The organism is Synechocystis sp. PCC 6714, from assembly GCF_000478825.2.
GTDB lineage: Bacteria > Cyanobacteriota > Cyanobacteriia > Cyanobacteriales > Microcystaceae > Synechocystis.
The window spans coordinates 1244576-1259026 of record NZ_CP007542.1; the positions used below are offsets into that span (position 1 = coordinate 1244576).

Below are 14451 nucleotides of genomic sequence, written 5' to 3' on the forward strand. Positions count from 1 at the left end.
CATAATCCCCCGGTTCAGTTAACTGGCAGCAGCAACTTGCCTGAGTTGAAATAACATTGTTATAACTCCCTAAATCAGATTCGGAGTTTTTTTCAGGTCAGGTTAGGCTTAGTAAAGTGTACAACTAGGTTTCACCTTACAAGATGAACGAAGATCAAGTTTCCCTCGAAAATCAAACCAACCCTGTTTCCCCAGAGGCCGCTGATATTCCCGCCGCAACTCCGGAGGAAGGTTCCCAGCCGAACAATGCCGTCTTAGGGGAACAGTCGGAGGATCCGGGGATTGATACTGGCACCGAAACGGAAGGAAATTCCCTGGAAGAAGAAAAAAGTAGTGAAGAAATAATTGCCATCCTGCAAAAGGATTTGGCCAGCCATCGCCAGGAATTGGCGGAGCAGTCGGAGCAACTGGATTCTTTCAAAAAACGTTACGTGGCCCTGGCTGCGGAGTTTGACAACTTCCGTAAGCGTACCCAACGGGAGAAAGAAGAACAGGCAAAGGTTATTAAGGGTAGAACCATCACAGAGCTTTTGCCAGTGGTGGATAATTTTGAGCGGGCCCGCACCCAAATTAAACCTAATTCAGAGGGGGAAAACCAAATCCATAAGAGTTACCAGGGGGTCTATAAAAACCTAGTGGACAGCCTCAAAAGTTTGGGGGTAGCCCCTATGCGTCCTGAAGGAAAACCCTTTGATCCCAAATATCATGAAGCTATGCTCCGGGAACCCACAGCTGAATACCCTGAGGATACGGTGATCGAAGAACTAGTACGGGGTTATCTTCTGGATGACATGGTGTTGCGCCATTCCATGGTCAAGGTGGCGGTGGCTCCGGAGGAAGGAACTGAGTTAGAGAATGGAGAAGAGAGAGCCGACGGCTAACATTGTGTTATTTTGGGGGGCATTTGATTGCCCCTCATCTTATTTTTTTGGAGTGTTGGCCTTGGGAAAAGTTTCTGTTTATCCAAAGTTTGGGGAAAACTGGGACAAAATTCTCTAATGTTCTTTAATTTGAAGCCTAGGGTCAGACGGAACAAAACAGTTCTGAGGGCGACAAAAAGAAGCACAATAGTCTAAATTTGCATCAAAAGAGCGAATTTTTCCTAGAAAATACTGGAAAATACTTAAAAAAGTTACAAAAATTTTTCGGGGTTAGCGGTTATGGGCAAAGTCATTGGCATTGATTTGGGAACTACCAACAGTTGTGCTTCTGTGTTGGAAGGGGGCAAACCCATTGTGATTACCAATACGGAAGGGGGACGCACTACCCCGAGTATTGTCGGTTTTAGTAAAGGTTCCCAACGGTTGGTGGGGCAATTGGCCAAGCGTCAATCGGTGACCAATGCAGAAAATACGGTGTACAGCATCAAACGCTTTATTGGCAGGCGCTGGGATGACACGGTAGAAGAACGCTCCCGAGTGCCCTATAACTGTGTCAAAGGACGGGACGATACTGTCAGTGTGTCTATCCGGGGCCAGTCCTATACTCCCCAGGAAATTTCCGCCATGATTTTGCAAAAACTGAAGACAGATTCAGAGGCGTTTTTGGGGGAACCGGTAACCCAGGCGGTGATCACGGTACCGGCTTATTTCACCGATGCCCAGCGTCAGGCGACGAAGGATGCGGGCACCATTGCTGGGTTGGAAGTGTTGCGGATTATCAATGAGCCAACGGCAGCGGCTTTGGCCTATGGATTGGATAAGCAAGAAACGGAGGAGTTGATTTTAGTGTTTGATTTGGGGGGAGGAACATTTGATGTTTCCCTTCTACAGTTGGGCAATGGGGTATTTGAGGTGGTGTCCACTTCCGGCAATAACCATTTGGGGGGAGATGATTTTGACAATTGCATTGTCCAGTGGATGGCGGAATCTTTTAAGCAGAGGGAAAATATTGATTTAAGTACCGATAAGATGGCAATTCAACGACTGCGGGAAGCGGCGGAGAAGGCCAAAATTGAGCTTTCGAGTATGTTGAATACGTCCGTCAACCTACCCTTTATTACAGCGGATGAGACGGGGCCAAAACATTTAGAAATGGAACTTACCCGGAGTCAGTTTGAGGAGTTGACTAAGCAATTGTTGGAGGATACCCGCATTCCCCTTACCCAAGCTTTGGACGATGGAGAAATTAAGGCCAGTCATGTTAATCGGGTGATTTTGGTGGGCGGGTCCACCCGTATTCCTGCCATTCAAAGGGTAATTCAGGAGTTTTTCCCCGATAGTCAGTTGGAGCGTTCCGTAAACCCGGATGAGGCGGTGGCGCTGGGGGCGGCGATCCAAGCGGGGGTAATTGGTGGTGAGGTGGAAGATGTGCTGCTGTTGGATGTTACTCCTTTGTCCTTGGGTTTGGAGACCCTAGGGGAGGTGACGACAAAAATTATTGAACGTAATACTACTATTCCCACTAGCCGTTCAGAGGTTTTTTCCACGGCGATCGACGGACAGACATCAGTGGAAATCCATGTACTCCAAGGAGAAAGGGCTATGGCCAGGGATAATAAAAGTCTGGGTAAGTTTTTGTTAGCGGGTATTCCCCCTGCGCCCCGGGGTATGCCTCAAATCGAGGTCAGTTTTGAAATTGATGTCAATGGCATTCTGAAGGTTTCTGCCCAGGATCAAGGTACGGGGAAAGAGCAGAGCATTGTCATTAGCCACACTGGGGGGTTAAGCGGTGGTGAAATTGAAAGGATGCGTCAGGAGGCGGAGCAGTATGCGGCCCAGGATCAACTGCGCCTGCGAATGATGGAGCTCCATAACCAAGCAGATAGTCTTTTCCATACCTATGAAAGTACCCTCCAGGAAAGTGGTGATCTGGTGAGGGAGGAACTGAAGTCTTCCAGCCGACAGAAGAAGGATCAATTGGCGATCGCCTTGCGGACCCCCAATACACCAGTGGAAAAACTACAGACTTTAGTGGAAGAATTCCGGCAGGCTATTCTGCTGATTGGAACGGAGGTTTACCAACATGGCAAGGGTGCTAGCAGTAATGAATTTGCCAATTTTGCTTTGGGGACAGCCAGTGGAGTTAGTCAAATGATTGAGCCCCTGGAAACCCATTTGAAGACGTCCCATGGTTCCCCTGCGATTACTATGACTCCGGGAACGATGATTAATGCCACTGTGGATGCTGGAGGCATGGACTATGTGGAAACAGCTCCAGTTTATGGCTTAGATGATGACGAGGAATTTGACTTTGACTCTGACGAAACGGTTTACAGCGACTATGAAGCCATTGATTAGCTAGTACTGTTTTCGCCGGAGGGATTGTTTTTTATTCTATTTGCCTGATGAATTGGCCCAATATACCCCCTGGCGATCGCCGTTGGTTGTGGATTAGTCTGACCTTGCCCCTGTGCCTACTGAACGGTTGGGTGCTGTTGCAAATATTAGATTATTTCCAATCCCCCCTAAGAATTTTTATCATTGCCAACTTAGTTGCTTTTATTCTCAGCTATCCAGTCCGGTGGCTCCAGAGATATCCTCGTCTCAAGTTGCCCTATGCAGTGGCTTTGGTGTTGGTCACCACGGCGATAATTTTGGCTGTTATCGGTCTGCTGGTAATTCCCAAACTAATTGACCAAATTCGTACTGTTTTACAATTTTTACCCCATTTAAATTCCCTTGGAGATCAACACCTAGAAAGCCTGGATAAACTGAGTAGTCAGTGGCAAATTCCCACTAATTTCCGTGCTTGGGGTCGGGAATTGTCCAATGAGTTTCCTAACCAAATGCGCTCCATCGCCAACCAATTAGTAGATTTATTAATTTGGACAGCGGGTAGTTTAGTGGAAGCGGGTTTTATTTTCATTATGACGGTGTATTTGTTACTCCGGGGTCAAAGTTTTTGGGATGGCATTTTCCGCTGGTTGCCAATTAATTGGCGCCATAAAGTACGCCAAAGGCTACGACATAGTTTTCAAAATTATTATATTGGCCAGGCTACTGTGGCTTGTCTGCTAGGGGTTAGCCTAATTGTTGCTTTCAGCATTTTTCAAGTTCCCTTTGCCCTTCTGTTTGGATTATTCGTGGGAATGATGGCTTTTTTCCCCTTCGGCGGTGGCACCAGCATCGTTTTAATTAGTATCATTGCCAGTTTTAAAAGTATTTGGTTGGGTATTAAAGTTCTGGCGATTGCCACTGTAGTCGATCAAATTATCGAAAATGGTCTAGCGCCAAAATTATTGGGTAGCTTCACTGGGGTGCATCCGGTCTGGATTTTACTTTCCCTCATGATTGGAGCTAAAATTGCCGGTTTACTAGGAATTTTGGTAGCCATTCCCATTGCTAGTTTTTTTCAGGATATCCTCAATGATTTGATCTGAATACAACAACGCAACTAATCAGATAACGGTGGAGATAATTCCCGTTGGGCATTAACTTGTAACCGCATAGTTCCATCTTGGATTTGCAGGTCTTCTAAATCTAAATCATTAACATTTATTTGCAGTAATCCATTTAATTTTTCCCGGGGAATATTCAATCGTTGGGCAACATCATCAACGCTAAAACTTAAATCGCCAATTTTAATGCGGGAATTTTCTGCTAATAATAATTGCCCTTGTTGTACCTGGGGATTTCCTTCTATGCCTATATAAAAAGGCTGATTTTGATTCGGCAATAGAGGTAAAACCCTATCTATAATCCGCTGTTGGTCGGGGGATAGTTGGCTATTGTTTAGCATCTCCGGATCCAACACGGTACCTACTTCTAACCGCTCTTCTTTAATCCGGGTTTGGATTCGTGGCACAGACTGCCCATGGCTGAGTTGATTACCCACTTTAGTTTGCAAAACCTGGCCCAATTCTTTTTCTGTCAAAGTAACCTCAATGGGTTTCTGGCGATCGCCTGCTTGGGCTACTTCTTGATGAATCTTCTCTTGCAGTAGATCTTCCGGCACAGACATCGGCAAACTGGACTTTTCCGCCTCAAACCAAGCCGGGATGCGAGTAGCCCTTTGCCAAAAATAGTAACTAACCCCAACTCCGGCGATCGCCGACAGAACAAGGAAAATCAAGATTTTTTTCAGCATATCAACGGTGAGCTGTGGGTTTACCCTTGGGTTGGCTAACCATCATAGCCAATGTTCACCCTTAACTAAAAAAACAGAGATTCTACTGATCAAAGTTACGAGAGAAACCCTCCTGTTTGAGAAATACAAACCGGGGAGACAAAGGCGGCAAGTTTTTGGCATTGTTAAAACGAGTGTCATAGCGCCAATCCCGATTGGGGGCACCATACACCTGATCACTCCATCGTCCCGTAACCCGCTCCGGTAATCCTGTACTCACAAAGGATCCTCTATATGTGAGAGTTCTTCCACCCCAGTTTTCGTGGAAACGGGGATAATTTTCTAGCCCACCATTGTAGCCTGGGGTCAGGGTTGAGTTAGTAATGTCTGTCCCGGCCAAAAATGCGGTGTTAACCGTTGTGTCCTCAGCAACTGGGGCAGTTGTGGTGGAACCCTTATTGAGTTGAATATTGTTATTAATACGTAGTCCAGAAAGAACGTTCAAAGAATCGGCCAGTACACTTGCCGGTTGCCAGTTGACAGTGTTGTAATTCCCCACCACATAGACTGCTTGGTCACTAACAAAGGTTAGACCTGTGGGATCAGAATTGTTGCTAGTTTCTGCCAATCCAGGCAATTGTCGACCTCCCACCACCACAAATCCATAGGGGCTAGCACTTGTGGTGGGGCTAGGGGTAGCAGCACCACTAACAGTGGCATGGAAAACTAAACCATTACTGCTGGTATCAGAACTAGCCAAACCCAGCCTTTGGAAAGAATTTGCCGGAGCCGCATTATCCGCTGTGGCCGTGGCAAATAATAGTTGATTGGCGGAAACTAAACCTGTGCCAGTGTCATTAAGGTAAACCCCCTGAAAATTCCAAACAGTAAGACTCTCCAAATTTATTTGAAGCAGACGCATAGTTCTTGGATTACTTCCATCACGTTCACGGTTATTCACAAAACTTAACCCGGTGGTGGTGTAGCCAGTGGCACTGGGATCTCGGTACTGAATAGGCGCACTGATAAAACACCCTCCGGCCAAGGCGGCAATTTGATTGGGAGTATAGCCTCGTATTCGGTTGCGTTGGGCTGTGGTTAGAGTGCCTAGGGTGGTTTCCAACACTGCCCTTACTCCATTAGCGGCATTGAGGGGAGCGGTATTGAGGGTTACTCCCGTGGCCGAAAAGGGAACAGGGGTAGTTTGGCTGACAATTGCCCGACGGAGTGCATTTGGCAGATCGGCAATTTGAGTGGGAGTCAAATCTGTGGTTGCTGGTTCAGCCACCGGTGAACAAACCCCGGCTGTGACTGCGGCCCCCGTGACCAAGATTGGTTGACGTAAACTGGCTAGTTGAGCATTAGTCAGCGTTGTGGGAGTTCCAGAACCAAGCGCATCACGTTTAGTAGCTGTGACATCAAATGGAATGATGCCCATGCCAACACCGGAGACACTAGCTTTCTGCGGAGCATATACAAAGCTGATATCTGCCTGGTCGTAATAATTACCGCCAACTCCCAAGGTGCTAATGGTAGGGATAGATAACGCCTCCACCCCCAGTTGTACCTGACTCCCCCAACTGGCAGTGACATTGGCCGGTGTCATCGCCGCCGTTGTGGCCGCAGTTCCCCCGGTTCCTCCCGATAGCAGATTAATCAAAGTCCCCGCACCATTGGCAATGCGGACGTGACCATTAGCGTAGGTAGAATTATCGTTTTTACGGCTATTAAAAAGCTGATTCCCCACCGTAACTTGCCCTGTAATTGTCAGACCATTAGGCGCATTATTGTTAGCTCCCAGAAAAAGATTGCCATTGGTATGAACTGGCCCTTCTAGATCCATACGGGCGCCGGGCAAAATTTCCAGATCATTGGCGTAGAAAGCCGCAAACTGAAACATCGGGATTTGCCGACTTTTCACCACCATTTCGGTCATGGCGATCACATCGTCCGGATTGGCATTCTCCTTGGCACTAACAGCACTGATGGCATAACGGGTTTCGAGCATATTCAGCCCCTGAAAAGTGTCCCCCGGGGGCACTGTGCCCTGGGTAGCCAAGCCGTTATTCTCCGGTACGACATAGCTGTAAGCCAGAATATTTGCTGTGGAATCATCGGGGGAGACAAAACTTGCCACTTGACAACGGAAATCTCCAGTCCCCAAATTGGTTTGTTGCAGACACTGATTCAAGGATGTAGGACTGGTGCCGTTCGGACTTCTATCACTGAGGAAAACTTCCCGCAATTCTTCCACACGCATATTCAGTGCCCCTTCTGCGCCATAGAAGCCACTACTTCCTATTGCAGTTCCCTTGGATGATAGGGTGTAAAGCTTAGCTAAAATCGCATAGGCCACCAATAAGCCGGATAGGGTAATTAATAGGGATACGACTAAAAAGAGCATATATCCCTTGGGATTACTCTTGGGATTTCTAGAAAATAAAAATAGAGTAAGGCGGATATTACCAATAGCTTTAGTTTTCATAATTTTTCTGAGTAAAAATAGCTGCAAACAGAGTTAGAAAAAGATAAAATAGACAAAAATTCAGGCTATATCGCTCTAGAAATTAATCAAATTTCGGGGATAAAAAGTCTGAGTTTGGGATTTACTATTAATTTGGGTAATATTGTTGGCGGATAAGCCAGGAGCATTGTCACCAACATTGGGACGACTGGTAACATTAATGCCATTAATTTGAGACCAGTTATAGGTTGTGGCTAAGCTAGGGGTACAGGTAAAAGTATTTGTCTGGGGTAGAAGAGTGGTACAAACAGAATTAGCATTGTTTTGTCTAACTGTGGCCGTAACAGTAAACTGACCGACGTTATCAATAACATTAATAGAAACCCCATCAATAGTTGCTTGGAGGGTAGTTTCATTAAGACGATAACCCCGCTCTTCCAGAACTAGCAATTGGGTTGATCCGCCGGCAGTATAATTATTAGTCAGGTTTCCCGTAACTCCAATGGCAGCCGAAGCTACCTGCCCTAGGCTTGGAGTCCCTGCGATTGCACTTCCTCCTGTATCGTAAATCGCTTCACTGGCATAATTGAGGAACTCTCCTTGCCCGTTGCCGTTGTAGATATAAACCCGCAGATTGCCACCATTGCTCTCTCGATAGCTTTTCCATTGAGCTAAATCATCGGGGTAATTGTCTCCATTGCCGTCCACTGGAGCACACCCAGCCGGCGCTGTTACATCGGCACTTAAAACAGTAATTTCTGTCTGTGTTCCAGCAGTTATATCTTCACAAACCCTCAGTCTGGTAGCTATTTTTAACTGACGGATAATAATTTCTGAATTAGTCGAGCCATTGGGAAAAGGTCGAATGGAAATAACCGGAAAATTAGGATCTGTGCCAATGCCTTCCCCTGCTTGAGTAATGGTCGGGCCCACCACTTCAAACACCGTTTTTAGATTTTGATTACTGTTATTTTTAGCGGCATCTTTCAAATACATTTCACGATTTACTGAGAAAGCAAAGTAAGCTAGCTGAATTAAAATACCGCCAATGATTACCCCGACAATTAATTCAACCAAGCTCACACCGCGATTATTGTGTTTGGTAAACTTAGGACCGGAGACGGGCAAAAACAGTTTGTACACGGTAGATAGTTTCATTAGCATTATGGGGGGCTTTAACTTCAATTAAAATTTGTCGGGCAAAGTCATTTTCTCCCACCGCAGTAGAACAGGTTCCGTTGGGATTAGCTGGATTCAAAGTACTACTTTTTGTGCAAATATACTGGTCAACTTGGTAGGTATTGCCGTTTTGTTCGGGCAGATTGGTTAATACTGTTTTGCCCAACTTGGTGTTCAGCTCATCCATGGTTTGACTACGGAGGTCATTGATCAGGGTATTGGCCACTGCTGTGGCTCCGGTGAGCTGACGATTCTTAGCATTCTGAAGGCCGAAGTTCATAAAAGCGGGCAACATGACCGTGAGGGTAATGCTTAGGATGATCAAGGAAACTAGGTTTTCCGTGAGGGTAAATCCACCTGCCATAGGTTTGGGATTAAAGATTTTCCATAGTTTTTTTGTCTGCATAAATAGAATCCTTTGACTAAAATTTGATGTACTATCTTCTGTTGTTGCCACCTCTGTTGCCATTGCCCCCTGCCCGACCAGGATTACCGGGGGCAGCGTCGGGGCTGTCATCATTGGAAGGTTGATTGTTATCAGAATTGCCGGGGGAGCAACCATCGGAACCATTGCCCAAGCCTTGGTTACATCCCGGCCGGTTATTACCGTTGTTGCCATTGCCTGGGCCCCCTCCAGCAACTTCCTCTGGCTCTGAACCACCACCGCCACCCCCTGTCGGGCTTTCACTACCAGTGGGACTTTCAGAACCTGCACCGCCACCACCAGACCCAGAGCCCATGGCGATCGCCGTAGCGTCCATAGCCCCACCGGGAAAAATAATTACTTTGGCTTCTTCATTGGTGCGGGTATTGGTCAAAACCAAATTGAGTTCGTCGGTAACCATACCGTTAGCATCAAAAAGACTTACTAGCCCCCTACTGTTAATGCAGATAGACCAGTTATCTGTGGCAGCATTGCCAAATTTCCCGGCCATGTGGATATCTGGGCTACCCTGGGACGTTTTTTTGTTGACGTTGAGGTCCTCCTCCATGAAGGCACCGTCATTCTTCCAGTTTTTGATGGTTTCTACTTTAGTACCCGCCGCTTTTGCCCCCACTGGGGCCCCCAGAGTTATGGTGCTATTGCCAAAATTAACTGAGAGCGCATCTGCTTCTGTGCCCCCTACCTTGAGGCGATCGCCAATGGCAAATCCACTGACATCATTCAAGGCAATGGTGTTATCCGTAGCAAGGGCATCTTGGCGGAGAGTGGCATTGGCCTGGCAACTACCACTTCGGATTCTTTGTACTTGAATAGCTTCCTGAGGACTGTTGGGATTAACAGTAATACGGTAGGTGGAAGTACTTGTCATAGCCCGGGTTCTAGTAGTCTTGACCACACTCTGCAGACGATCTTGACTATTTTTGAGGGGATTTTCGTACCAAGGCTTGGCATTGATCACCACCCCAGACAGAATACCAATCACTACCACCACCACTGCCAACTCCATTAGGGTGTAACCCGCTGGCAATCTGGGTCGGGAACTTCGTGCCAAGGGGAGAAATGAGCGGAGCTGGGGAAATTGCAGTTTATACATGGTCAATGGCGATATTGGGCAGGGAAGGCAAGGAAACTCTCATCTATTTTTTGGGGTTAGATTCAAGCTAAAAGTAAAATTTAAAGCTTAAATAAAGGATTTTTAAAGCCCTTTTAAAGCAGGGGAGAATAGCTAAGTAGCTACCACACAAATGGGGGGCAGGGGGATTTTTTTATCTCAACTAGACAGATCGTAACGAGATTTCCAAGAGAATTTTCTGGATTATCAATGGCGTAATTAGGCACAGACGATCATAGTATGGAAGATAATTAACTTCCCCTAAATGTTAATTTAATTTAGAGATAATTATTGTTAACCAACTCACTAAAACCTGTGACAGTAAACACCAAAGTAGTTTACAAGTTTGCCTATTTTTTCTTGTAACAGGGCGTTTGAGGATAATTTCGGGGGTTAATTTATGCATTATTTGGTTACATTGATATGACACCACAAAAGCCCTCGGGAAAACAACTCAAACAGTTGGCCAACGAAATTTCTTTTTTCCGAGCCATACCAAAAGATTTGTTGATGGAAACTATCACTTATTTGAGTTTCCGTAATTATCCTTGTAGTCAGTCGATTTTATTTGACAACTATTACGGCGGGTCAATTTACTTTATTGCTGAAGGTTGGATAAAAGTTTGTGTTATTGGCGAATGTTCAAAAAACAGCGTCTATACTATCTACGGCAGTGGCGAAATGGTTGGGGCGATCGCCGCGGTGGAGGAAGACTGGAACCCCAGGGAAGCCGTCACCCTATCCCCGGCAAAGATTTGGAGTATTCCCACCCAAGATTTCCTAAATTTACTTAACCAGCATCCCCAAGCTGGCATTCAAGTAGCAATTTTTGCGTCCAAACGTCTTAGAAAACTGAACCAATATTTCCGCTTACGGGAAGCGGATAGTGTGGCGAAAGTAGCTCATATTCTGCTGGAACTAGTTAACCACAGAGACAGGCGAATAAATCCCAAAAAATATAGAGTATTAATACCGAACTTACCTCACCGAGAGATGGCCCTGCTCAGTGGAGTTACGAGGGAAACTGTCACCCGGACACTAATTAAGCTAGAGAAAAAAGGATTGATCCTCCGCCAGGGAGCAACCATTGAAATTGTTGAATTGGATGCCCTGCAACAATTGGTCAGCGGTGATCCCACCTCGGTCTGATTTCGGCCAATTAACCCATGGAACCAAGAATCTATTGGAGCCGTTGAGTTGCGGCAGTTAAATCCTGCCAGTTCGCCTTGGTACGAGTGGTTAATCCTCCCTAACCCCCTTAATAAGCGGGAAATTGATGGTGATTCAGGAGGATAGAGTCATTACTCTGAACCGTTCAAATACATATCAAGGAACTAAAGGAGGGTGCGAGCTTTGAGTTGTAGATAACGATCGACCAACTGTTCACTGACTTTGTCCGCTGGAGCATCCAACACTAACACCCCTTTCTGTTTTAGCTTGGCCAGAGCCAACTGCCTTTGTTGCAACAGATTAATGGCCACTGCCTGTTGGTAGGCATTGCCAACGGTGATGGCATTGGAATGGGCTAACTGATCCACCTGGGGATCCCGTAGGGCGACGCAAAAGGGTAAATAACGGGGGGCTAATTGGCCAAGGGCAGTGAGTAATTCTCCCGAAGCAGTGGGATCAATCAAATCGGTGATGCACACCACTAAGGCCCGCCGGGTTTGTTGTTGCACCAATTTACCGATCGCCGCGCTGTAATCGGGTTCCTGTAATACTGGTTGGATGGGACTCAGGGTTTTTAATAATTTGGGTAAATACTGCAAACCCCGCTCCGGGGGTAACCAACTCACCACTTCCCGGTCAAATACCCCTATGCTCAGGCGATCGCCTCGATGGAGGGCCGCCACCGCCAGGGACAGACTAGTATTCAGCCCCCAATCAAATCGCTGTAGCCCCTGCACCCAAGCGGTCATCAGCCGGCCCCGGTCAAGCAAAATAATCACCGTCTGTTCCCGTTCCGGTTCCAACACCCGCATGAGGGGAATGCCCCGTCGAGCACTGGCTTTCCAGTCTAAGTAACGTAAATCGTCCCCCGCTTGGTAATCCCGCAGTTCCCGAAATTCCGTACCTAAACCGAGCTTCCGCATTTGTCTTAGGTTGCCCGTGGTAGCTTGGGCCAGGCGAATAGTGAGGGATTTCAGCCCCATTAAATCCGGATGGACGGTCACTGTTTCCTGCTGCCCCACCGTCCATTGGTACCAAGTTAATTGCCAGGGACATAACTGTCTTATATTCAACTTCCCCCAAACGTATTGCCCTCGCTGACGGGGTTGCACGTGATAACTTAGCTGGATGGTTCCCTGGGGGAGCATTCGGGCCGCCCTCAGCTCATCTGTGGCCAAAAATGGGCCAGGGTAGTCGTCCTTAATCTTGGCGATCGCCGTGGGGCCAGAATTTTCCACTGAGATGGCCACAGGATTTTCTCGACCAATGGAAAGGGGTCCCAGGGGTTGCCGTTGCACTGTTATTTTTTGCTTTTTGCCCCGCCCATAGTCAATTACCGTCAACAGCAACAGTGCGGAATCTGCTATGACCAAAGCCACCACTGCTGTGGGAATGGTGTAGATTTGAGCCACCACCATAGCTCCGCCGCCAATGAGCATTAGGCAAATATAGAAGCGGAGAGTGGGAACCATGGCCTTACCGAAAATAGGGAAAAAATTTGATTACAACACCATCTTGAGTGGGGAAATTGCTTGGTAAGTAACCCCAGACCAATGGATCTCAACTCACAATAACCCCCGATAGCGGATAAAGACCAAAATCGCCCCCCAGGAGCCGATCGCCACTTTCAGAGCCACCACCATATTTAACAGAGGAATCCAGCCAGCATCATCCAAAGGAAAATTAATGCCCAGCAAACTCAGGGCGGCCAGGGCGAGGAAAACCAACACCGATAACTTTTCCACCTTGGCAGCCTGCCATTTTTCGTACAATTGATGCAACCATTCCGGCGAAGAAATAATGGCCACTAGGCCAATGGCGGTTCCTCCCGCTACTCCGGCCGCAAAGCCTCCCCCTGGACTGAGGTGACCCCGAATGGCCAATTCTATGCCAATCAGCAGGGCAATCATAGCCCCCAACCGGGCCAGCACCACCGACGGAGCATCGCTCACTTGGTACACTATGGTGGCCGGTTTTTCCTCCGCCATCAAAAAGCGCACCCCCATAATGGCAATGGTAAACACCACCACTTCCAGCATGGTGTCGTACAAACGGTTGCGGAAAATAATCCCCGACACCACATTGGGGGCTCCCGTTTGCTCCAACAAATTCTCCACCACCGCCACTTCTTCCAATGGTTCAACAGCATTGCCCGTAATAAATAACATTTTGCCGTAGAACAATAGGGCCGCAATTAGGTAAACAATTTTCACGGGGCAACCTCCTGGGAGTATAGGGGCGGAACGGGGCTAGTACTAGCAGGCACAAATTTAACGGCGATCGCCTGGGGAGCCAGGGCCGGAGCGAGAATTTCCTGCAGCCGCACAACGGGGGTATTTAAAATGGCCACATCGGCCTCGTACCAACAATGGATGGCCCGGGTTTGCCACGCTTCTGTCAAACTAGCTAAATCTTCATAGTTCAATATTTCCAACCGCAAATGGTAAGGGGCGATCGCCTGGGTAATGGCCTGTTCATCCTCCGGAGCAATTAACCTCTTACCGTCATCACTGCCGCAGGGAGCAAGTATCCCTAAACGGAGCACCAGGGAAGAGCGCACCGCCACCGCAAAGAGGGTGACAGATAACATAGTCCCCACCAATGCCTCCGTCAGGGCCACATCCGCCGCCCCCAGAAGGGTATAAATTAGGGCCGCCACCGCCCCCAAAATGCCCCGCATCACCAACGCCTGGTAGGGATTCCCTTGAACTACCACCAACAGGGCGCAAAAGGGTAACAGGGGGGTAAAAGCTAAAATTTCCGTTTGGTCTGCCAAATTAAACATTAGTGCGTTTCTCCCCGGTGGCACAGTAGGCCAACACGTAACCCAGAATGGTATTCCATAGACAAAGACAAATAATAGCTAAGAGCAGGAGCGGCCATTCCCGGGGCAGTTTTAGAAATAGTCCCACCACGATCGCCATGGAGCCGAGGGTGTCCGACACCGTTAAAAGATGCAGTTTAGTAATGACCGATCGCCGGCTTTGAAGCAGGGGAAAAGTCCCAAAGAGCCAAAAAAGAATGCCCATGGCCAGAAAACCATTGGTCAGCCAGTTAATGATAGTGGTGCTTATG

The 14451-nt window shown here is 47.5% G+C and carries 13 protein-coding genes; 4 read left to right on the forward strand and 9 right to left on the reverse strand.

Going from position 1 to position 14451, the window contains the following annotated elements; translation table 11 throughout:
• The first annotated feature begins 143 nt into the window (after positions 1-143).
• The 3 genes from grpE to D082_RS05625 all read left to right on the forward strand — a co-directional run bounded on the left by grpE (position 144) and on the right by D082_RS05625 (position 4321).
• Positions 144-881 (forward strand): nucleotide exchange factor GrpE, encoded by a 738-nt coding sequence (gene grpE / locus D082_RS05615; protein WP_028948738.1) that lies wholly within the window; start codon positions 144-146, stop codon positions 879-881.
• 279 nt (positions 882-1160) lie between these two features.
• Positions 1161-3239 carry a molecular chaperone DnaK gene (gene dnaK / locus D082_RS05620; protein WP_028948739.1) on the forward strand — a complete coding sequence of 693 codons (2079 nt, stop codon included), beginning with the start codon at positions 1161-1163 and terminating at the stop codon, positions 3237-3239.
• Between the two features lie 47 nt (positions 3240-3286).
• Positions 3287-4321, forward strand: coding sequence for an AI-2E family transporter (locus D082_RS05625; protein ID WP_028948740.1), 1035 nt, complete (start codon positions 3287-3289; stop codon positions 4319-4321).
• 14 nt (positions 4322-4335) lie between these two features.
• Here the strand turns inward: D082_RS05625 and D082_RS05630 are convergent, their stop codons facing one another.
• The 5 genes from D082_RS05630 to D082_RS05650 form a co-directional block, all read right to left on the reverse strand.
• Entirely contained in the window at positions 4336-5028 is a 693-nt protein-coding gene (locus D082_RS05630) for a hypothetical protein (RefSeq protein ID WP_051738690.1), read from the reverse strand.
• 82 nt (positions 5029-5110) lie between these two features.
• Positions 5111-7492, reverse strand: coding sequence for a hypothetical protein (locus D082_RS05635; protein WP_028948741.1), 2382 nt, complete (start codon positions 7490-7492; stop codon positions 5111-5113).
• A gap of 75 nt (positions 7493-7567) precedes the next feature.
• Complete coding sequence (locus tag D082_RS05640) at positions 7568-8629, reverse strand: Tfp pilus assembly protein FimT/FimU (RefSeq protein ID WP_028948742.1); 1062 nt, start codon at positions 8627-8629, stop codon at positions 7568-7570.
• Positions 8580-9014, reverse strand: coding sequence for a type II secretion system protein (locus D082_RS05645; protein ID WP_238546859.1), 435 nt, complete (start codon positions 9012-9014; stop codon positions 8580-8582). The genes D082_RS05640 and D082_RS05645 overlap by 50 nt, the downstream gene beginning before the upstream one ends.
• 73 nt (positions 9015-9087) lie before the next feature.
• Positions 9088-10188 (reverse strand): Tfp pilus assembly protein FimT/FimU, encoded by a 1101-nt coding sequence (locus D082_RS05650; protein ID WP_051738693.1) that lies wholly within the window; start codon positions 10186-10188, stop codon positions 9088-9090.
• A gap of 441 nt (positions 10189-10629) precedes the next feature.
• On the opposite strand from D082_RS05650, the gene D082_RS05655 reads away from it, so the two are divergent.
• Entirely contained in the window at positions 10630-11355 is a 726-nt protein-coding gene (locus tag D082_RS05655) for a Crp/Fnr family transcriptional regulator (RefSeq protein WP_028948744.1), read from the forward strand.
• Between the two features lie 185 nt (positions 11356-11540).
• Here D082_RS05655 and D082_RS05660 read toward each other — a convergent pair whose 3' ends face one another.
• The 4 genes from D082_RS05660 to D082_RS05675 all read right to left on the reverse strand — a co-directional run bounded on the left by D082_RS05660 (position 11541) and on the right by D082_RS05675 (position 14450).
• Complete coding sequence (locus tag D082_RS05660) at positions 11541-12848, reverse strand: DUF58 domain-containing protein (RefSeq protein WP_028948745.1); 1308 nt, start codon at positions 12846-12848, stop codon at positions 11541-11543.
• A gap of 93 nt (positions 12849-12941) precedes the next feature.
• Positions 12942-13589, reverse strand: a complete 648-nt coding sequence (locus D082_RS05665) for a Na(+)/H(+) antiporter subunit B (RefSeq protein ID WP_028948746.1) — start codon at positions 13587-13589, stop codon at positions 12942-12944.
• Positions 13586-14185: a DUF4040 domain-containing protein gene (locus D082_RS05670; protein ID WP_028948747.1), complete on the reverse strand. Its 600-nt coding sequence runs from the start codon at positions 14183-14185 to the stop codon at positions 13586-13588. The genes D082_RS05665 and D082_RS05670 overlap by 4 nt, the downstream gene beginning before the upstream one ends.
• Complete coding sequence (locus D082_RS05675; RefSeq protein WP_028948748.1) at positions 14154-14450, reverse strand: monovalent cation/H(+) antiporter subunit G; 297 nt, start codon at positions 14448-14450, stop codon at positions 14154-14156. Before D082_RS05675 ends, D082_RS05670 begins: the two co-directional genes overlap by 32 nt.
• Position 14451: the final 1 nt, after the last annotated feature.